General features: G+C 38.4%; 22 protein-coding genes. 3 read left to right on the plus strand and 19 right to left on the minus strand.

Features of this window, described 5'->3' with window-relative positions:
* The 3 genes from AWW78_RS06235 to AWW78_RS06245 form a co-directional block, all read left to right on the plus strand.
* Positions 1-786 (plus strand): acyl-CoA carboxylase subunit beta (locus AWW78_RS06235; protein WP_047133129.1); only part of this gene is annotated, 786 nt, incomplete at its 5' end.
* A 17-nt stretch (positions 787-803) separates the two neighbouring features.
* On the plus strand, positions 804-1,943 hold the full coding sequence (locus AWW78_RS06240) for a glycosyltransferase (RefSeq protein ID WP_047133130.1): 1,140 nt from the start codon (positions 804-806) through the stop codon (positions 1,941-1,943).
* Positions 1,944-2,006: 63 nt separating this feature from the next.
* The gene (locus AWW78_RS06245) at positions 2,007-2,246 is read left to right on the plus strand and encodes a hypothetical protein (protein ID WP_075426158.1); all 240 of its coding nucleotides are present in this window, start codon (positions 2,007-2,009) and stop codon (positions 2,244-2,246) included.
* Between the two features lie 56 nt (positions 2,247-2,302).
* Here the strand turns inward: AWW78_RS06245 and AWW78_RS06250 are convergent, their stop codons facing one another.
* From AWW78_RS06250 to AWW78_RS06340, 19 genes are all read right to left on the minus strand, one after another.
* The gene (locus AWW78_RS06250; protein ID WP_047133132.1) at positions 2,303-4,873 is read right to left on the minus strand and encodes a c-type cytochrome; all 2,571 of its coding nucleotides are present in this window, start codon (positions 4,871-4,873) and stop codon (positions 2,303-2,305) included.
* 23 nt (positions 4,874-4,896) lie between these two features.
* Complete coding sequence (locus AWW78_RS06255) at positions 4,897-5,790, minus strand: cytochrome b family protein (protein WP_075426159.1); 894 nt, start codon at positions 5,788-5,790, stop codon at positions 4,897-4,899.
* 24 nt (positions 5,791-5,814) lie between these two features.
* On the minus strand, positions 5,815-6,591 hold the full coding sequence (locus tag AWW78_RS06260; protein ID WP_047133133.1) for a cytochrome b N-terminal domain-containing protein: 777 nt from the start codon (positions 6,589-6,591) through the stop codon (positions 5,815-5,817).
* Between the two features lie 25 nt (positions 6,592-6,616).
* Positions 6,617-7,213, minus strand: coding sequence for a QcrA and Rieske domain-containing protein (locus AWW78_RS06265; protein WP_047133134.1), 597 nt, complete (start codon positions 7,211-7,213; stop codon positions 6,617-6,619).
* 69 nt (positions 7,214-7,282) lie between these two features.
* Positions 7,283-7,735, minus strand: a complete 453-nt coding sequence (locus tag AWW78_RS06270; protein WP_075426160.1) for an RrF2 family transcriptional regulator — start codon at positions 7,733-7,735, stop codon at positions 7,283-7,285.
* Entirely contained in the window at positions 7,735-8,073 is a 339-nt protein-coding gene (locus tag AWW78_RS06275) for an indolepyruvate ferredoxin oxidoreductase subunit alpha (protein WP_047133135.1), read from the minus strand. Before AWW78_RS06275 ends, AWW78_RS06270 begins: the two co-directional genes overlap by 1 nt.
* A gap of 18 nt (positions 8,074-8,091) precedes the next feature.
* Positions 8,092-8,451 carry an ATP synthase F1 subunit epsilon gene (gene atpC / locus AWW78_RS06280; protein WP_047133136.1) on the minus strand — a complete coding sequence of 120 codons (360 nt, stop codon included), beginning with the start codon at positions 8,449-8,451 and terminating at the stop codon, positions 8,092-8,094.
* Positions 8,451-9,860 (minus strand): F0F1 ATP synthase subunit beta, encoded by a 1,410-nt coding sequence (gene atpD / locus AWW78_RS06285; RefSeq protein WP_047133137.1) that lies wholly within the window; start codon positions 9,858-9,860, stop codon positions 8,451-8,453. The genes atpC and atpD overlap by 1 nt, the downstream gene beginning before the upstream one ends.
* A gap of 89 nt (positions 9,861-9,949) precedes the next feature.
* Entirely contained in the window at positions 9,950-10,177 is a 228-nt protein-coding gene (locus tag AWW78_RS06290) for a hypothetical protein (RefSeq protein ID WP_047133138.1), read from the minus strand.
* Positions 10,178-10,197: 20 nt separating this feature from the next.
* Entirely contained in the window at positions 10,198-10,614 is a 417-nt protein-coding gene (locus tag AWW78_RS06295; RefSeq protein ID WP_075426161.1) for a DUF420 domain-containing protein, read from the minus strand.
* Positions 10,611-11,213: an SCO family protein gene (locus AWW78_RS06300; RefSeq protein ID WP_075426162.1), complete on the minus strand. Its 603-nt coding sequence runs from the start codon at positions 11,211-11,213 to the stop codon at positions 10,611-10,613. Before AWW78_RS06300 ends, AWW78_RS06295 begins: the two co-directional genes overlap by 4 nt.
* 23 nt (positions 11,214-11,236) lie before the next feature.
* Positions 11,237-11,545, minus strand: coding sequence for a cytochrome C oxidase subunit IV family protein (locus AWW78_RS06305; RefSeq protein WP_047133139.1), 309 nt, complete (start codon positions 11,543-11,545; stop codon positions 11,237-11,239).
* Between the two features lie 22 nt (positions 11,546-11,567).
* On the minus strand, positions 11,568-12,233 hold the full coding sequence (locus AWW78_RS06310) for a cytochrome c oxidase subunit 3 (protein ID WP_082349070.1): 666 nt from the start codon (positions 12,231-12,233) through the stop codon (positions 11,568-11,570).
* A 22-nt stretch (positions 12,234-12,255) separates the two neighbouring features.
* Positions 12,256-12,903 carry a cytochrome c oxidase subunit 3 gene (locus AWW78_RS06315; RefSeq protein ID WP_082349068.1) on the minus strand — a complete coding sequence of 216 codons (648 nt, stop codon included), beginning with the start codon at positions 12,901-12,903 and terminating at the stop codon, positions 12,256-12,258.
* A gap of 22 nt (positions 12,904-12,925) precedes the next feature.
* A complete protein-coding gene (gene cyoE / locus AWW78_RS06320; RefSeq protein ID WP_047133141.1) occupies positions 12,926-13,789 on the minus strand; it encodes a heme o synthase in 864 nt (287 codons plus the stop codon).
* Positions 13,790-13,799: 10 nt separating this feature from the next.
* The gene (locus tag AWW78_RS06325; RefSeq protein WP_047133142.1) at positions 13,800-14,837 is read right to left on the minus strand and encodes a COX15/CtaA family protein; all 1,038 of its coding nucleotides are present in this window, start codon (positions 14,835-14,837) and stop codon (positions 13,800-13,802) included.
* Positions 14,838-14,852: 15 nt separating this feature from the next.
* The gene (locus tag AWW78_RS06330; protein ID WP_047133143.1) at positions 14,853-16,619 is read right to left on the minus strand and encodes a cytochrome c oxidase subunit I; all 1,767 of its coding nucleotides are present in this window, start codon (positions 16,617-16,619) and stop codon (positions 14,853-14,855) included.
* Positions 16,620-16,687: 68 nt separating this feature from the next.
* Entirely contained in the window at positions 16,688-17,536 is an 849-nt protein-coding gene (locus AWW78_RS06335) for a cytochrome c oxidase subunit II (protein WP_075426163.1), read from the minus strand.
* 16 nt (positions 17,537-17,552) lie between these two features.
* Positions 17,553-18,172 (minus strand): carboxypeptidase regulatory-like domain-containing protein (locus AWW78_RS06340; RefSeq protein ID WP_176696233.1); only part of this gene is annotated, 620 nt, incomplete at its 5' end.

Below are 18,172 nucleotides of genomic sequence, written 5' to 3' on the forward strand. Positions count from 1 at the left end.
CACTTTTCGTTGCATGAACTGTTGCCCCACCGAGTAGACCCAAAACTTGACTCAATAATTCCAGACAACCCGAATAAACCATACGATATGAAAGAAATAATTTTATCTGTTGTCGATAATGGTGAATTTCTTGAAGTTCACGAACACTTTGCACAGAACATAATTTGCGGGTTTGCAAGATTCGATGGCTATCCCGTTGGGATAGTGGCAAATCAACCTTCCGTTCTCGCTGGCGTTCTCGACATCGACGCATCTGTTAAAGCAGCTCGATTTGTGCGATTTTGCGACGCTTTCAATATCCCAATTATAACCTTCGTTGATGTGCCAGGATTCATGCCTGGAACGGATCAAGAATGGCGCGGGATAATAAAACATGGTGCTAAACTTCTCTACGCATATTGCGAAGCAACTGTGCCAAAGATTACAATAATTACAAGGAAAGCTTATGGTGGAGCTTATGATGTTATGGGATCAAAACATATAAGAAGCGATATAAACTATGCATGGCCAACAGCTGAAATTGCCGTAATGGGTCCAAAAGGAGCTGTTGAGATAATTTTTAAAAAAGAAATTGAAAAGGCAGAAAACCCCGAAGAACTTGAAGAAAAACTTGTTCAAGAATATCGTGATAAATTTGCACATCCATACATCGCTGCTGAAAGAGGTTACATCGACGATGTGATCGAACCCAGGAAAACAAGGCAGATGATAATTAAAGCTCTTAGAATGCTTGAAAACAAAGTTGACACAAATCCAAAGAAAAAGCACGGGAATATACCATTGTAAAACAAAGTTGTAACGGTATGTTTGATTTAATTCTAATCGCATCAGCGATTTACTATGGGATCGAAATAATTCTTTTTTTAATTGCGCTTACAAAAGACGAGAAGAAAAATCCCGTAGATGATAAAAACTTGCCAAATGTAAGTGTGGTTGTGGCAGCCAGAAACGAAGAGGAAAATATTGAAAGATGCGTCAAGTCAATCGTTGAAGTTGACTATCCAAAAGATAAATTGGAAATTATTGTTGCAAATGATGGCTCAACTGATAGGACGGCTGAGATAGTTCAAAACCTTCAAAAAGATAGCCCGAATCTTAAACTTTTGAACATTGAGACATCGATAAATAATCTCAAAGGAAAAGCAAACGCCCTCGCCCAAGCGATCGATAAAGCAAGTGGTGAATTCATCTTCATGACCGACGCCGACTGTATGGTCCCTAAAAACTGGATTAAGGGAATGCTAAAATACTTTGATGATAGAACAGGTGTTGCATCTGGAATTACTATAATTGAACATGGTAAAATCTTTTACGGGATGCAATCTCTCGATTGGGCATTTCTCCTTGGAGTTGCTGCTTCAGTTGGAAAACTCTTTAAACCAGTTGCATGTATCGGAAATAACATGGCTTTCAGAAAAAAAGCGTACGCTGAATTTGGAGGATACCAAAATTTAAAATTTAGCATCACCGAAGACTTTGCGCTCTTTAAAGCGATAGTACAAAACAAAAAATGGAATTATGCCTTTCCAGTTGATATCGAAACCCTTGTTATAAGCAAACCAGTAAAAACATGGAAAGAACTTTATCACCAAAAGAAAAGATGGGGAACAGGCGGACTTGATACAGGTCCATTGGGTATCGCTGTGATGGCAGGTGGATATATTTTTCATCTTCTCTTACTTCTTTCGCCTCTCTTTGTAAAAAACCTTTCCACACTTTTATTTGCTCTTCTTTTGAAATTCCTTGTTGATGGTTCCTTTCTCTTCAAAATTTTAAAGAGGTTCAAAAAAATTCACCTTCTCAAATATCTTCCCTTCTTCGAACTCTATTACATAGTTTATGTCGTTGCCCTACCATTTATGGTTTTCTTAGGTGGGAAAACAATCTGGAAAGAAAGACAATATAAGGGATTGAGACATCTTAAAGTGATCGATCCAAGTTAAAGTTTTAAGATAATTTCCCGATAATGTATTTGAAAGAGCAAACAAAATTTTAACCGTTTACAAATGTTCAAAAAGTGCCCAATGTGTAAAAGCGTGTGGGAGACGAGAGACGAGTTTTTAAACGATGAAAATCTTAAGCTCATAGGATATCAAAAATATATGGGTTTATACGGCGGGGGTTATCTGCTCTTTAAGCATAAAACAAAATCATGTGGAACAACAATTGCCATAAAGGCTGCGTCATTTTCAAATGGCACAGCATCAACGCAGAGATTGAAAAGGATTTACAAAAGAAATAACTGAATAAAAAGGCTAAAAATAAAAAGGGGTAGCCAACAATGGCTACCCCTGATCTATCTTTATCTATTAACTAAATTTGGTGCCCTTCTTCGGGCAAATGTCCAGATATAATCACGCAACGCTCTTATCTGTTCATTTGCATTCCCATCAAGCACATCAGGAACTGGAGTAGTCCCTTCGTAGAAAAATGTCGGCATATTTGTTCCAGGTTGAATTGATTGAGGATCACGCAACCAATCAATAACCCACTCAGGTTTTAATCTAGTAATTGAAGCAGATAAACCACTCCCAACGGTATGACATTTCAAACACTGTAATCTGTCAAACAAGACTTTTCCAGCTGAAACATATTTTTGCTCAAGTGGGACATCATAACTTCTAACCTTGAATTCTTGATTACTTAAGCCAAGAAAGTATTTTATCAGCGCTGTTATCTCATCATCTGTAAGTTGAAATGTCGGCATTCGCAGTTTAAACCATGGTCTTATCGTGCTTGGATTTTTCAAAAATTGATAAAGCCACGGCTCTTGAACCTTCGCACCTTCAATTGTAAGTAATGGTGGGCGTAACCCTGGATCTTCAATCATTGGGTGTATATATCCACCTTGCTCTTCAATTTGATGACAATTGATACAATTATACCAAAGGGTTAACCTTCTACCTTCGTTGATTTCTTTTCTCTTTTTATCAAATGTTTGAACATACTTCGGTCCAACTTCATTCTTTTTAAAACTTGCTATCAAAGTTACCAACGCCTTTATCTCTTTATCTGTAAAATTAAACTGCGGCATCTTCAACTGTATTCTTTCCGTTGAATAACCGCGGGGATCACGCAATTTTTCAGCAAGCCAAACAAGGCGATCTTTAGGCAAATGCTCTTTATATCCAAAATCAAGCTGTTCAATATTTTTCCGCGCAAAGTCGGAAATATCAACGCTTACCTTCGTCTCCCTTTCCGTTCCCCTTATATCGTGGCAACCATAACAACCATAACTTTTTATCAATCTTAAACCCTGCTCCGCTTTGCTTTCGGAGTAGTCTATTTTTATACTTGCATAATCCACTGTGTCCTTCAGGGTCATCAGATAAGCGACAATATCGCTTGCCTCTTGATCTGTTAATCTCAAGCTCGGCATTTTCGTATTCGGGAGATAATGCCTCGGATTTTTGAGCCAATCATAAAGCCATTGAGGATTTACTTTACTTCCAACTTTCGTTAATTCAGGCGCGATATCGTAATTTAAACCTCGCGTTTCCCTTACAACTTTGTTATCTCCAACTGCATGACACCCAAGACAACCAATGTTTTCGACAAGTTCCTTCCCACGAGCTGGGTTGCCACCACCTTGATATTTAAATTGATACTGCCAGTTCCTCATACTATCTTGCCCGATCTTAACAAGATAAGCAGTTATAGCCTCGGCTTCTTCAGGCGTTAACTTAAAATCTGGCATCCTACCATGAGGCAAATACTCACGTGGACTTAAAAGCCATCGATAAATCCATCCTGGGGTTGTTTTAACAAGAAGATTATTTAAACTTGGTGCAACTTTTGGAAAATCATTATATCCATCGATACCATGACATCCATAACAACCCGACTCAATCAAAATATGTTTTCCCATAGTAAGCGTTGGCGCCCACTTTAGATTAATCTCATTGAAATGACAATCGTTGCACCCAGCTTCGATATACTCTTTTTTCAAAATTGGCCATTCCCAATGCTTATCTTTATCCCCATGCGCATATCCTTCAGTAAGAGCTGGTCCTTGACCACGATGACATGGTGTGCAACCAAATGTTTCTGGGTTATGCTTTTGAAGAAGTTCGAGATTTGGATGTGTTCTAAACGGCTGAGGAGCATCTTCAAAGAGAGGATCATTCCACCCAAGATGACAAGTTTGACATCTATCAACTCGAGCTTTTAAGGTTCCAAAATTTGTCCGCTCAAATTCAGGTAATATCACCTGAATAATTTTTATCTGAGCTTCTTTTGTCTTTTGAATCCTATCTTTAATTTTGTTTATTTCTTCAAAAAGTTTATCAATCTCATGCTCAATATCGCTAACCTTTGTCCTGTAGCTTTTAACTATTGCCCATGCTTCATCTCTCTTCTTCGTTAATTCCTCTATCTTCGCGTTAAATTCATTCATCAACGCTTCCTCGCGCTGTATCTTTGTCCACCAATCTCGGACTTCTTTATCACCTTTATTTTCAAGTTTCGCTTTTTGATAAAAGTAATAGTATTCATCAGACCTGCTTTTCGCGAATTGAAATTCTCTCGTTAACTCAGCAAGTTCTTTTTCATACTGCTTGTATTCAGCAAGGGCTTTTTTATATTCTTCGGATTGAAGTTCCGACTTTGCCTTTGCAAGTGCCTCAGATAGCTCTTTATATCTTGCGCTATCAAAGTTTGCGACCGCAATCCTGTATAGTGAGTCAAGCTTCGCAAGTTTCAATTGATAAAATTTTTTCTGATATTCCTTCCAAGGCCTTCGAGTTGAAACTTCATCAATAACAGCCCATAATGTGGCAAGAAAAAGAACAAGTGCAAGCGATAGATAAATTTTGTCATACCTTCTTTGTTCAACTGGTATCTCTCTACGCTTTTTTAACCATTTAAAAAACATTTGGCTTCGTTTTTTGTTTTTAATTAAACATTAAACCATGGTGTCACCCACACGTACTTAACATTTAAAGTCCATCTCAAGATCATCTTTATAGGTAAAGCGATCATAGTCAAAAACAAGTAAGATGTGATCACATATCTTGTCAAGCCAAATTTTTCAGCAAAATCAGGCATTTTCTTTTTCAACCACAGCCAACCAATTGGCATTAAAATAGCGTAATACCCTATAACAACAACTCCACCTAAAATAGATGCAATTGGATTTAAAGTTCCATCTGGATTATAAGTTGGGATCCCAAAAAGTTCAGTTAGATCAACATTCGTGATTGCAACAACCTTATGCGGGTCCCATTCCTCCCAAGGCCAGAAGAAATTCCAACCAGGCCCTCTGAAAAATGTACCAACGAAAATTAAAAGAACCCAAAGCACAAGAAAGCCAAACGAAAAAATTGTAATTGCCCATTTCCTTTCCTTGAATGTATAATAACCATTACCCTTTGGGTTTATATCAATATATGGTATCGCCATCAAGCCGATTATAATAAGTCCAGGCAACAGAACTCCAGCAATCCACGGATCGAAGTAAACAAGCATTTCCTGAAGCCCAAGGAAATACCATGGAGCCTTTGACGGGTTCGGGGTTAAGGTAGGATTTGCAGGCTCTTCAAGTGGGGCATCAAAGGCAATTGACCAAGCCAAAACAAAAGCCATAACAGCAATTGCTGCAATAAATTCAATTCTAACCAGATATGGCCAAACTTGAACTTTGTCCGTTTCATCGGCTTCGTATGGTACGCCACGCTCGTCATTTCTTTTCGCTTTCTTCATAGCATAAATAAAGAAACCGTAAACTGTGAAAAGAAGTATTATTATAGGGAAATTATCTGGGTTCCCAAGAATTCTCAAAAGATTGTGCATACTTCCAAAACCTGAAATTTTATTTTAAATCTTTTTTGGAGAAGGACCTGAAATACCTCCATCTTTCCTCACGCGCCAAAAATGAACAGCAAGGAAAATTGCTGTGACAAGTGGAAGAAAGATGCAGTGAAGCACATAAAATCTCAACAAAGCTGGTGGACCAACCTGTGTTCCTCCAAGAAGCAAAAATCTTATATCATTATCAGGCCTCATCCCAAGCTCAGGACCGAAAGGTCCTTGATGCCCAAGAAATGGCGTCGCGCGTGCCATATTAGTTCCAACCGTCACAGCCCATATAGCAAGCTGATCCCAAGGTAAAAGATAACCCGTGAAACTTAAGAGAAATGTCAGAAGTAAAAGTATAACTCCAATAACCCAATTAAATTGTCTCGGTGGTTTATATGAACCTGTTAAAAATACCCTAAACATATGAAGCATGACTGTTATAACCATAAGGTGAGCTGACCAGCGATGCATATTTCTTATCAACGCACCGAATGGAACATCGTTCATTAAATACTTCATATCTTCGTAAGCATATTCAGCAGCTGGCCGATAATAAAACATTAAAATCACTCCTGTTATCGTAAGAATTATAAACAGAAGAAATGAAATCCCACCCATTCCCCATGTATAACCATAATTTACAGCGTGCCTTGAAACTCTCACTGGATGAAGATGCAGAAAAACATTATCAACAACCATTAAGGCTCTATTTCTCTGCGTATCTTCGTAGCCATGTCGAAAAATTGATTTGTAAATATCTGAACTTTTTATTTTCTTCTTTATTTGAGCAAGCATACTTCAAAGCTTAATTTGTTTTAAATTAACCTCTGTACGGCAAGAATGAGCCTGGCTTTCCCCATTCACCTTTTTCATACCTATATGTGATGCCTTTGTCAATTAAAATCTGTCCATCTTCCGCAAGCGTTATCTTTACTCTTTCAAGCGGTCTCGGCGCAGGTCCTTCGAAATTAATCCCAGATTTTCTAAATCCACTTCCATGGCACGGGCACTTGAATTTATTCTCGCTACTGAGCCACCTCGGTGTGCAACCAAGATGAGTGCAAACGGCGAGAAGAGCGTAAAATCCATCTTCCTCGCGAACTATCCACACGCGTTGTGAATCTTTAAATCTTTCACTCACCTCTCCAACAGTGTATTCATCGGGATACCCTGCCTTAAATGTGGTTGGTGGTTCATAGAGAACACGCGGAAACATATATCTAATCGCACCAATAATTGATGTAAAAATAAATCCTAAAAATCCAAGCCAACCAGTAAGCGTCAGAAAAGAACGACGATTAAACTTCCAGAGCCCTGTGTCGTTTTCGGGTGGTTTGTCTTGTCTTGGAATAACTTTCTTTTTTACATCCTTCTGCACAACATCCTGATTCGTTGTCTGATTTAAGCTTTCACTCATGTGAAAAGGCTTAAAATTTGTTTTTGTTTTAAATTAAGATAAAAAGTGTCCTTTTTAAAGACAAAAAAATTATATCTTATGCGGGAAAAAGATACAAATCTTATCCCCGATTGAATCAACAACTGCTTGCAAATTTACAGATTTAAGAGAGATTTTCACTTTTTCGTTCACTTCACCGAATAAATTTCTCACAAGACAATTCTTCTTAAATCGACAACCAATAGCAGTTGAAAGATAACAAATCTCATCCCTTGCAGGTTCAATAGCCACAATAACATCATAAAGCGTTATCTTGCTCAACGGGCGAGCAAGAACATAACCACCTTTTACCCCAATTGTGCTATCAACTATACCTGCACGGCGCAATGCTTGAAGGATTTTCATCATATAGCTAACCGATAATCCACACTCACGAGCCACCTCAGATGCTCGAACAAGTTTTTTGTCTCCCTTTATGCCCATGTAAATTAACGCATGTATCGCATAGCCAAGGGATTTAGATATATCTACCATCCCAGACATTATTCACTATCTTTTTGAACCATGTCTATTGTTTCCCAAGGGCAATACTTTGCACAAAGCTTACAACCTATGCAAATATCTTCATCAACTATAACAACACCATTTACATTTGAAAACGGATTTACCCCATTTGCAAGGCTTTCCTTTAAAATGTCAAGCGTTGCAGACTTAACACCATTAAATGAATCAATATATTCAGGTCCCCTAACTTTATAAATACAATCAACAGGGCAAAACTCAATGCAAACCTCACATCCAGTACAGCCTTCGGGATTGACAAAAGCAATAAGTTTAACCTTCTTTTTCCTTACAGGCTTTTCTATATTAACATGAGACATTTTCCAGCCAAGTTACTTTTAGAAATAAGTTCTATCCCTTACATCTGTAGCAACAAATCCAGAAACCAACCTTTGTTTCTTCTTCTCCTTTACCACTTCATTCACCTTCGCTTTCTCATATTGCTCAGCTGAATCAACAAGCACGATGACAGCATTGTTTTTAACCTCCGCAAATCCATCTGATACCGCGAAGTAAAGCACATTTCCGTTTTCATCGACAATTTTAACCTTTCCAACTTCAAGTGTACTTATCAAAGGTGCGTGATTATAAAGAACTTGAAAACTTCCCATCACTCCAGGGAGAGTGATACTTTTAACCTTGCCACGATAGACGACATTTTCGGGAGTTAAAATTTCAACTTGAATTAGTTTATCCATTAATCAAACTTCATTTTCTTTGCTTTATCGAACGCTTCATCAATGGTTCCAACCATATAGAATGCCATTTCAGGAAGCTCATCGCATTCACCTTCAATTATCGCCTTAAACCCAGCTATCGTATCTTGAAGCTTTACGTATCTTCCTTCAGTTCCTGTAAATGCCTCAGCCACGAAGAAAGGTTGAGAAAGGAAACGCTGAATCTTTCTAGCTCTTGAAACTATCAGTTTATCTTCCTCCGAAAGCTCATCTATCCCAAGAATATTAATTATGTCCTGCAAATCTTTATACGTCTGCAAAATCTCTTTAACCTTTTTTGCCACATAATAATGTTCATCACCAACGACCTTTGGATCGAGCAATCGAGAAGTTGAATCAAGCGGGTCAACAGCGGGATAAATTCCAAGTTCCGCTATCTGTCTTGAAAGAACCGTCGTCGCATCCAAATGACCGAATGTTGTCGCAGGCGCTGGGTCTGTCAAGTCATCTGCTGGAACATAAATCGCTTGAACAGAAGTGATTGAACCACGTTTCGTTGAGACGATTCTTTCCTGGAGTTCTCCCATCTCAGTTGCTAAAGTAGGCTGATATCCAACCGCTGAAGGCATCCGTCCAAGCAATGCAGAAACCTCTGAACCTGCTTGCGTGAATCTGAAAATGTTATCTATGAAAAGAAGAACATCTTTTCCTTCCTCATCCCTAAAATACTCAGCGATCGAAAGAGCACTTAATCCAACCCTCAATCTTGCACCAGGTGGCTCATTCATCTGTCCGAAGACAAGCACCGCATTCTGCAAAACGCCAGATTGCTTCATCTCAAGCCATAGCTCATTTCCTTCTCTCGTTCTTTCGCCAACGCCTCCGAAAACCGAATAACCTTTATGATAAACAGCGATATTATGGATCATCTCCATAATCAAAACTGTTTTTCCAACTCCCGCGCCACCAAAAAGTCCGACTTTTCCACCCTTCGGATACGGTTCAAGCAAATCGATGACCTTGATCCCCGTTTCAAGTATTTCTCTCTTCGTACTTAGCTCTGTAAACTCAGGTGGCTCACGATGTATTGGATAATATTTGTCAGTTTCAATAGGACCAAGCCCATCGATCGGCTCACCTACAAGGTTCAAAAGTCGACCAAGAACCTTTGGACCAACTGGAACTTTTATTGGTCCTCCCGTATCATACGCTTTCATTCCACGAACGAGTCCATCCGTTGAATCAAGAGCAACAGCTCGAACTCTGTTTTCCCCTAAATGTTGTTGAACCTCAGCCCAAAGGATTTCTTCCTTACCCTCAATGTTCACCCTTGGTATTTTAATTGCATTAAAAATGGAAGGCAAATAGCCATCTTCAAATTCAATATCGATAACAGGTCCGATAATTTGAACGATTTTTCCCTCGTGCATTAACTTTTGCTAAATTTGTTTTACTTTTCCCAAGCAGTGCAAGATTGACTTGGGCTTTGGCTTAAAATATACAAAAATTGAACCACTTTTCAAAACTGTCTATTTTTTCTCTTCGCTGAAACATAAATTGCCAATGCAAATCCAGCAAAAATTAAATATGGGACAACGAGTAAATAAACAATTCCATCGTTTATACCAGCAGCAAGCTGAGCTCCCTCTTCAGAGTTAGTGATATTTGCTTTACACATTGCGCATTGGGAATAAACAGAATTAACAGCCAAAAATAGAGTCAAAAACAACATTAATAATTTCCTCATCTCATAGCCAAAATTTATTTTTAACTGAAAAAATGATAAAGCATCAAGTAAATCAAGACCCCTGTCAATGAAACATACATCCATATTGGCAGTGTTATCCGTGCAACTTTCGGATGTTTATCAAACCTCCCAAGCAGTGCAAGAATCAATGTAATTACAGCCATCGGAAGAGCAAGCACGGCAAGGAAAGTGTGAGATGATAAAATCGAAAAATAAATCAACCGCCACATTCCTTGACCTTGAAACCGAGTAACGCCAGCGTTATAGTGGTAAACAAGATAACTGATCAAAAAAAGAGTTGAAGAAACAAAAGCGGAGAGCATAAATATCTTATGCCTCTTAACATGCTTTCTTCTGATGCTTAAAAATCCAAGCGAAAGAAACAATAAACTTAGCAGATTAAAGATCGCATTTATATTTGGCAAAATTTTTATCACTTTTCCCTCAAAACTAATTTTACATCTCTTATCAACTTGTCAACATCCTCGGGGTCCGTCCCACTATAGTAACCCCTTATCCTACCTTTACTATCGACAAGCACAAATCTATCGCTATGAATAAAATCATTAGGTCCACCATCGCCCTCTTCAACTGGTAGTTTAAAACCTTTTCTTGCAAGTTCATAAATTTTTTTCTTTTCACCTGTGATGAAAAACCATTTACCGTCAATAGCACCCCATCCTTTTGCATATTCAGAAAGAACCCACACCGAATCTCTTTCAGGGTCAACAGTAAACGAAACAAGTTTAACCCTTTGCTCATCTTTAAATGCCTCTTGAACCCTTGTCATTTGCTCCGTCATCCTTGGACAAATCCCGGCACAACTTGTAAAGAAAAAGTCAGCGACAAATACGCTACCCTTTAACTTTTCAAGATTAATTTCCTGCCCATGATGATCAATTAAACTAAATTCAGGAACTTCACCATAAGTTGGCAAAATGGCAGCGGATGAAACTTTCCAAATTTGAATCTTCAAAGCTATAAAAATTCCAATCCCAATACTTAAAATTGCAATAACAATTCTCTTACCAGGCATTTTTTAAAAGTTTATCTAATTTTTTAATAATAACCCAAACCAAGTCGCATCAAAAGAGCAACGCTTCCATCTGGAATTAAAGCAGCCGCAAGAGCTATAATTAAAATCAACGGCAAAACTATTGAGTAAATCAACCCAACTTGCTCAAACTTCAAATGCATAAAATAAGCCGCTATTAAAGTTGCCTTCATCAAAGCCATTATCGTAAAAAGTAAAGCCATGAGATAGTGCGAAATTGGGAGAAACGCAACAATGATTTCAACCACTGTAATCATAAGAAGTTGGAACCAAACACGCCAATAAACCTTTCTTGAGTGAACCGCTTCTGCCATGAGTTAACCTTAATTTTGTTTTTTAAAGCAAATAGAAAAACGCGAAAATGAAAACCCAGACAAGATCGACAAAGTGCCAGTAAAGTCCAGCAACCTCAACGCCTTCATAAGAATCTCGCTTATCATAAATTCCCTTTGCAACCCTTATCGCCATAATCGTTAAGATAATAACTCCACTTAAGACATGTGAACCATGAAATCCAGTTATCACAAAAAATGACGCAGAAAATAATGGAACTCCCCAAGGATTGCTTGTAAGGCGCGCACCCTCATGAATTAAATGTCCCCACTCATATGCTTGACACAACAAAAACAATAACCCTCCACCGATTGTAAGCAAGAGATATTTAATAACACCTTTTCTATCCATTCTTTTACCAGCGTCAACCGCAAGTGCCATGGTTAAACTGCTACAAATCAAAATAAATGTCATAATGCTGACAAAAAGCAAAGGCAATTTTGCACTTACGAATGGGAAAGCAGAAAAAATTTCAATTCTACTTGGCCATTCAGGTAAACTTGCCCTTAAAAAACCATATCCAGCAAGTAATCCAGCAAATGTAAATGCATCAGATAAAATGAAAATCCACATCGTAAATTTTTCTCTTGATACACCAAACGGCGATTTTCCACCGCCCCACGGGGATTTAAGAACTTTTTCTTGCTCAAACGCTACTTCTTGAACCATCTCAATTCCCAATTTTTGTTTTTTAAATTGTAACATTTATAAAGACGAAAAGATAAAGCCAAAGCACATCAAGAAAATGCCAATATGTTACACAAAGCTCAACCCCAAGCCTATTTTTTGAACTATAATACCCAAGCAACGCCTTTATCAAAACATAAATTAAGGCAATAATTCCACCCACAAGATGAACTGCATGCGCTAATGTCAAAAGATAGAAAAATGAACTTGATGGATTCGTGCTCACATAAATTCCCATTTCCCTTAACTGTCCCCAACCTACCAATTGCCCAATTAAGAAAGAAATCCCAAACAAAGTTGATAACAAAAATAGAAATTTAAAGCTTGCCGAATTATCCTTTTTCAATTGAAAATAACTTAACTGAATTGTCAAACTGCTTAAAATCAGAACTAAGGTATTGAACCAAAATATCCCAGGCAATTCGAATCTGAGCCAGTTTCCCACCGAATGCCTTACTATATAGGCACTTGTAAGGGCAGAGAAAAACATAATTATTGCACCTATAAACAACCATAATCCAAATTTAGCAGGATTGATTGGCAATGCATATGAATAATTGTGCCCGCCGGCACCTCCGCCACCTCCGTTGTTAAAAATTTTACCTGAATCTATATCCGAAATTTGAGATTTACCTTTTTTTTCAATTACCATGACTTTTCACCTTTTTAAATTTTTAAACCTTATCAATCAAAAGAAAAATAAAGAGAAGTGGAAGATAAATATCAGCCATTAACATTATTTTCTTTGCCGAGTGGATCGAACTGTCTTTTAGTAATGAAAGGGCTTGAATAAAAAATAAACCGCCACCAAAAATAGACGCCATGAGCGCATATTTACCCGCAAACCCAGCTATTGTTGGCATCAATCCCATCGGCAGAAGCATAAAGGTATAAATAACAAGATTGATTGCAGTTATTCTGCTATCTGAAGATGGCAAAACCTTAAATCCAGCTTTTTCATAATCAGCTTTACATATTAAAGCTATTGACCAAAAATGTGGAAACTGCCATATAAACTGAATCCCAAATAAAATAATTGCTCCAAGTTCAATTTGACCTCTTACCGCAGTCCATCCAATCACAGGTGGAATAGCTCCTGGAATTGCCCCAACAAATGTACAAAGTGGGGTTATTCTCTTCAATGGAGTATATGCAAAAACATAAATCACAAAAGCAATCAAGGCAAGCAAAGCACTTATACCGTTTACAAACTTATAAAGAACATATTGACCCAAGATCAACATCAAAAGCGCGATCAAAATTGCCTCCACCTTTTTCATTCTTCCAGCCGGAATAGGTCTATTGGATGTCCTTTTCATTATTCCATCAACCCTTGCCTCAAAAACTTGATTCATCGCATTCGCAGAGCCAACAACAAGAAAAACACCAAAAAGCGTTGTAATAAAAGTAAACCAGTCAATATCTCCACGCGTCGCTATCAAATATCCCATCCCAGTTGTAAATACAACAAGCGATGTCAAACGATGTTTTATTAAAAGAAGAAAATCCGTCAAAAAACTTAAAGCTTTACTTAACATAAATTTAAACTCATGAATTTGATAGAATTAACTCTTTTTGTTCAACGGCCAACTTTATACTTTTCCATCCAAGCACAGAAAGTATAAGCGTCATCCCAAGTATCGTTGCGCCCACAGCGACATGAAGAACTGTAACTAAAACCGCAAGCTTTGTCCACACGACAAAAGCACCAAGCAAAATTTGAAGAACAATCAAACTAATCCACATTTTCGCAAGATTTCTGAACAACTTAACACTCGTTCTTATTGCAAGAATTGACGCGTAAATTCCAACCCCAGCAACAACAAAAGCCCAAACTCTGTGCGCAAAGTGAATCGCCACTTTAAACTGCAATTCAGCATAACTTATTTGAAATGGAGCATTTGGATCATATGGTAAATTTCCAAACGGCGGAATTATCTTCCCAAATGAAAGCGGGAAATCAGGTATTGCCATACCAGACTGTGTATGCCTTACTAAAGCTCCAAGTAAAATTTGAATAAATGCAAAAGCAAAAGTTAAAGTATATAACTTCGCAATTCTCACCCCTGTGTCAATTCTATCAGCCTCGAATTTTACCCATGCTTTTGATGTAAAAAGGGAAATCAAAAATGTCATACATAAAACAATTTCTGCAAGCGTCGCATGGGTTATTGCGATGGCCATTCTAATTGGTTCAACATGCCCAACGGAAAATATTTCGGTTGCTGTATTTTGAACCTCCGGATCCGAGATGACAAGAACCCTTAAACCTCCAAGAATTGCCTGCAACAAGACAGCAACAAATGCGATAACGCCGAAAGTTTTAACATATTTGGGTTGGTTACTTCTCAAAAGCCATATCATGAGTATAGTTATTAGAATCGCAGCTGTCCCCGCAACAAGCCGATGCCCATGCTCGTAAAAAACTCCACCAACCATCCTTGGAAAAAGCGTACCATAAGAAAGTGGCCAATCGGGGACAGCATCACCTGAACCAGTACTTGTAACAGAAGCTCCAACTCCAATTAAAAACACAATAAACGCAGCTGTTAAAACCGCAAAGCGATGCAAACCTTTTGAATACATTCATCAAACCAAAATTTATTTAGCTTCAACTTTAATCGGTACAGTCTGTGGAATATAATCTTCCTCAGCACCAGGGACACTATATTCATAAGGTCCACGATAGACAACTGGTAGCTCAGGACCCCAATTTCCATGTGGCGGTGGTGAATCAGTTTGCCATTCAAGTGTGTTCGCCTTCCATGGATTCTTATCTGCCTTTGGACCCTTGAACATGCTCCAGAAGAAATTGAAAAGGAAAATTAATTGAGTTGCTCCTGCCACAAAAGCCGCAATGGTAATAAATTTATTCAAACCAACGAATTGAGATGTGAAGTTATATTCCGTGAAGGAATAATATCTTCTTGGCACACCAGCTATACCCTGGAAAAACATCGGGAAGAAAATTAAATAAACACCTATAAATGTTCCCCAAAAGTGAATTTTTCCAAGCTTATCATTCATCATCCTTCCAAACATTTTCGGGAACCAGTGATAAACACCCGCGAACATCCCAAAAGCAGCAGCAGTTGCCATTGTGAAATGGAAATGAGCGACAACAAAGTAAGTATCGTGAAGTTGAATATCAACAGGAGCAGTTGCAAGAAAAGCACCTGTCAAGGCCCCAGGAATGAACAAACCAAGAAAACCGAGTGCAAATAACATCCCAGGAGTAAGCCTCAAATTTCCACGCCAAATTGTTACAAGGTAATTAAAAATAAGTATCGCCGTTGGAAAAGATATAGCAAGTGTTGTAATAACGAAAACCTCACCGAGAATTGGATTCATTCCACTTACATACATATGATGCCCCCATACAATCATGCTTAACGCTCCAATTCCGATTAAAGCACCAACTGAAACTTTATAAGCAAAAAGTGGTTTTCTCGCGTTTGTAGCAAGGATTTCACCAACAAGCGAAACCGCCGGAAGCAAAACTATGTAAACCTCTGGATGTCCCAGAAACCAAAAAAGATGTTGCCAAAGTATCGGATTTCCACCTTCATGTGGAACTGGCTGACCGCCAACGACAAGTCCACCCGGCACAAAGAAACTTGTTCCAAACTCGCGATCGAAAATCAACATCACTGCACCAGCAAGCAAAACAGGGAATGAAAGCAAACCTAAAATTGCTGTCACGAACATACCCCAAACTGTTATCGGTAATCTCCACATCGACATCCCTTTGGTTCTATAGTTCAATGTGGTTGTAATATAATTCAACGCACCAAGCAAACTTGAAACAATAAACAATCCCATACTAATAAGCCAAAGGGTTGCTCCAACATCGGCACCCGGAATTGCGCTTTTAATTGCGCTTAACGGTGGATACATTGTCCATCCAGCCCCAGCTGGACCAGTTTGAACAAAGAAAGAAATTAACATCACAACAGAAGCCGCGAAAAACACCCAATAAGAAAGCATATTTAAAACTGGAAACGCCATATCCCTTGCCCCGATCTGCAACGGGATCAAGTAGTTTGAAAATGTACCACTCAAACCAGCAGTTAACAAGAAAAATACCATTATTGTCCCATGCATTGTTATAAGCGCTACATAAAATTCAGGTTTCAAAATTCCACCTTCAGCCCACCTGCCAAGTATCTTTTCAAGAAATGGCATGGGCTGGTTTGGATACGCAAGTTGTAACCTCATAAACCACGATAAGATCATCCCAATTACGCCCCAAATAATTCCAGTTATAAGATATTGCCTCGCTATCGTCTTATGGTCTGTACTAAAAATATACTTTGTTAAGAAACTTTCCTTATGGTGAACTTCAACAGCCGCATGTTCAACACTCATTTTTTTGCACCTCTTATTTTTTGTAATTTGTTTTCAAAAATTACAAATACCCACCGCAAACAATCACATCAATAGTATAAATCAGCAGCAGGTGTTTGCTCTCTAAGCCACTCTTCCACTTTTTCAGCCGGTTCAACAACAACTGGCAACTTCATCCTATAATGTCCGAGTCCACAAAGTTCGGCGCATGCAAGTTCAAACTCACCTTCTTTTTTCGGAACAAACCAAGTTCTTGTCGTCATCCCCGGCACAGCATCCTGTTTAACTCTGAAATTCGGAAGATATGGGCTATGAATTACATCTTTTGAGCGAATTAAAAAGACAACTGGACGATTCAAAGGCAAGTAAAGAATTCCCTGTCCAGCAGGAAAAACTATATCGTCTTTCGCCGCTTCATCACTTATGTCAATTCCAAGCGGATTATCAGTGGAAATAAGCTTTGGATCTGTTTTACCAAATTTACCATCGGGACCAGGGTATCTAACGTTCCACGCAAATTGTTCTCCAGTGATTTCAACTAAAAAAGCATCTTTCGGCACTTCACCATAAATCCTTCCCCATAGCGATGCCCCGCCGAGAAATTCAGCGCTTATTTCAAGGATTATAACAACAAGTGTTCCTGGCAGAATTGACCATAAAATTTCTTTTTTCGTGTTTCCGGGCAAGTAAAACGCCCTCCGATTTGGGTCACCCGAATACTTTAGAACAAAAAATGAAAGGGACAACTCACTCAAAATAAATAAAATCCCAGCAATAATAAAAATCGTCACAAAAATTTTATCAATCGTCTCCCTGTCAGAAGCAAGCTCAGGAAGCCACCAACCATTTCTTAAAACAACCCAAACGCTAAGGATCATCCCAGTTATAAAGAAAAATAAAAATAACAGACCATGAAATTTGCTTTGTTTTTCAGACATGATTTTTTACTCCGATTTATTTTTTCCTCTCAAATGTAAATTCAATCGTCTTTGTCTCTCCAGCTTTCACCGTGATAGTTTGTACCTGCGTTCCAAGCTTCGCATGCCACGCTTCTATAGTATAAGTCCCTGGCGGAAGATTTTTGATTTCAAATTCGCCCTTATCACCTGTCACACTGAAAAATGGATGATCAAGAACCCCGGCGTATGCGCTCATCCATGGATGAACATCGCACTTAAACGGAACCATCACCTCAGGCACTGTGAAAGTATAGTAACTTTTCATACCTTTTACAGGTTGACCGATATTAAAGGGTTTATTCTTCTTCGGCATTGCATGAATATTATGAAGCAACGGATCGCTGTTCCTTACTTCAAGCTTTTGTCCAACCATTATTCCAAAAACATGAGGATGATACCAACATCCTTGTTGATCTAAAACAACAGGTTCAGCTGGAGGATTATACTTTCCCTTTACTCCTTCCTTCACATAGACAAATACCCATTTCAGTGTTCCATTTTGATTAACGACAACATCTTCAGCTTCTACAGGTTTGCCACCATGCATGGCATCACATTGCCTATCTGCTTTCATGCTTATTAATCTTGGCTTCGGTGCTTCACCTTTAAATTTCA

This window comes from Candidatus Kryptonium thompsonii (assembly GCF_001535985.1).
Lineage (GTDB): Bacteria > Bacteroidota > Ignavibacteria > Kryptoniales > Kryptoniaceae > Kryptonium > Kryptonium thompsonii.

Coding starts and splice junctions, on each gene's coding strand:
- AWW78_RS06240 (WP_047133130.1), top strand. CDS start 804: ATGTTTGATTTAATTCTAATCGCATCAGCGATTTACTATGGGATCGAA.
- AWW78_RS06275 (WP_047133135.1), bottom strand. CDS start 8,073: ATGTCTCATGTTAATATAGAAAAGCCTGTAAGGAAAAAGAAGGTTAAA.
- AWW78_RS06270 (WP_075426160.1), bottom strand. CDS start 7,735: ATGTCTGGGATGGTAGATATATCTAAATCCCTTGGCTATGCGATACAT.
- atpD (WP_047133137.1), bottom strand. CDS start 9,860: ATGCACGAGGGAAAAATCGTTCAAATTATCGGACCTGTTATCGATATT.
- AWW78_RS06260 (WP_047133133.1), bottom strand. CDS start 6,591: ATGCTTGCTCAAATAAAGAAGAAAATAAAAAGTTCAGATATTTACAAA.
- AWW78_RS06315 (WP_082349068.1), bottom strand. CDS start 12,903: ATGGTAATTGAAAAAAAAGGTAAATCTCAAATTTCGGATATAGATTCA.
- AWW78_RS06265 (WP_047133134.1), bottom strand. CDS start 7,213: ATGAGTGAAAGCTTAAATCAGACAACGAATCAGGATGTTGTGCAGAAG.
- AWW78_RS06305 (WP_047133139.1), bottom strand. CDS start 11,545: ATGGCAGAAGCGGTTCACTCAAGAAAGGTTTATTGGCGTGTTTGGTTC.
- AWW78_RS06325 (WP_047133142.1), bottom strand. CDS start 14,837: ATGTATTCAAAAGGTTTGCATCGCTTTGCGGTTTTAACAGCTGCGTTT.
- AWW78_RS06290 (WP_047133138.1), bottom strand. CDS start 10,177: ATGAGGAAATTATTAATGTTGTTTTTGACTCTATTTTTGGCTGTTAAT.
- AWW78_RS06335 (WP_075426163.1), bottom strand. CDS start 17,536: ATGTCTGAAAAACAAAGCAAATTTCATGGTCTGTTATTTTTATTTTTC.
- AWW78_RS06250 (WP_047133132.1), bottom strand. CDS start 4,873: ATGTTTTTTAAATGGTTAAAAAAGCGTAGAGAGATACCAGTTGAACAA.
- AWW78_RS06255 (WP_075426159.1), bottom strand. CDS start 5,790: ATGCACAATCTTTTGAGAATTCTTGGGAACCCAGATAATTTCCCTATA.
- AWW78_RS06300 (WP_075426162.1), bottom strand. CDS start 11,213: ATGCCTGGTAAGAGAATTGTTATTGCAATTTTAAGTATTGGGATTGGA.
- AWW78_RS06310 (WP_082349070.1), bottom strand. CDS start 12,233: ATGGTTCAAGAAGTAGCGTTTGAGCAAGAAAAAGTTCTTAAATCCCCG.
- AWW78_RS06330 (WP_047133143.1), bottom strand. CDS start 16,619: ATGAGTGTTGAACATGCGGCTGTTGAAGTTCACCATAAGGAAAGTTTC.
- cyoE (WP_047133141.1), bottom strand. CDS start 13,789: ATGTTAAGTAAAGCTTTAAGTTTTTTGACGGATTTTCTTCTTTTAATA.
- AWW78_RS06245 (WP_075426158.1), top strand. CDS start 2,007: ATGTTCAAAAAGTGCCCAATGTGTAAAAGCGTGTGGGAGACGAGAGAC.
- atpC (WP_047133136.1), bottom strand. CDS start 8,451: ATGGATAAACTAATTCAAGTTGAAATTTTAACTCCCGAAAATGTCGTC.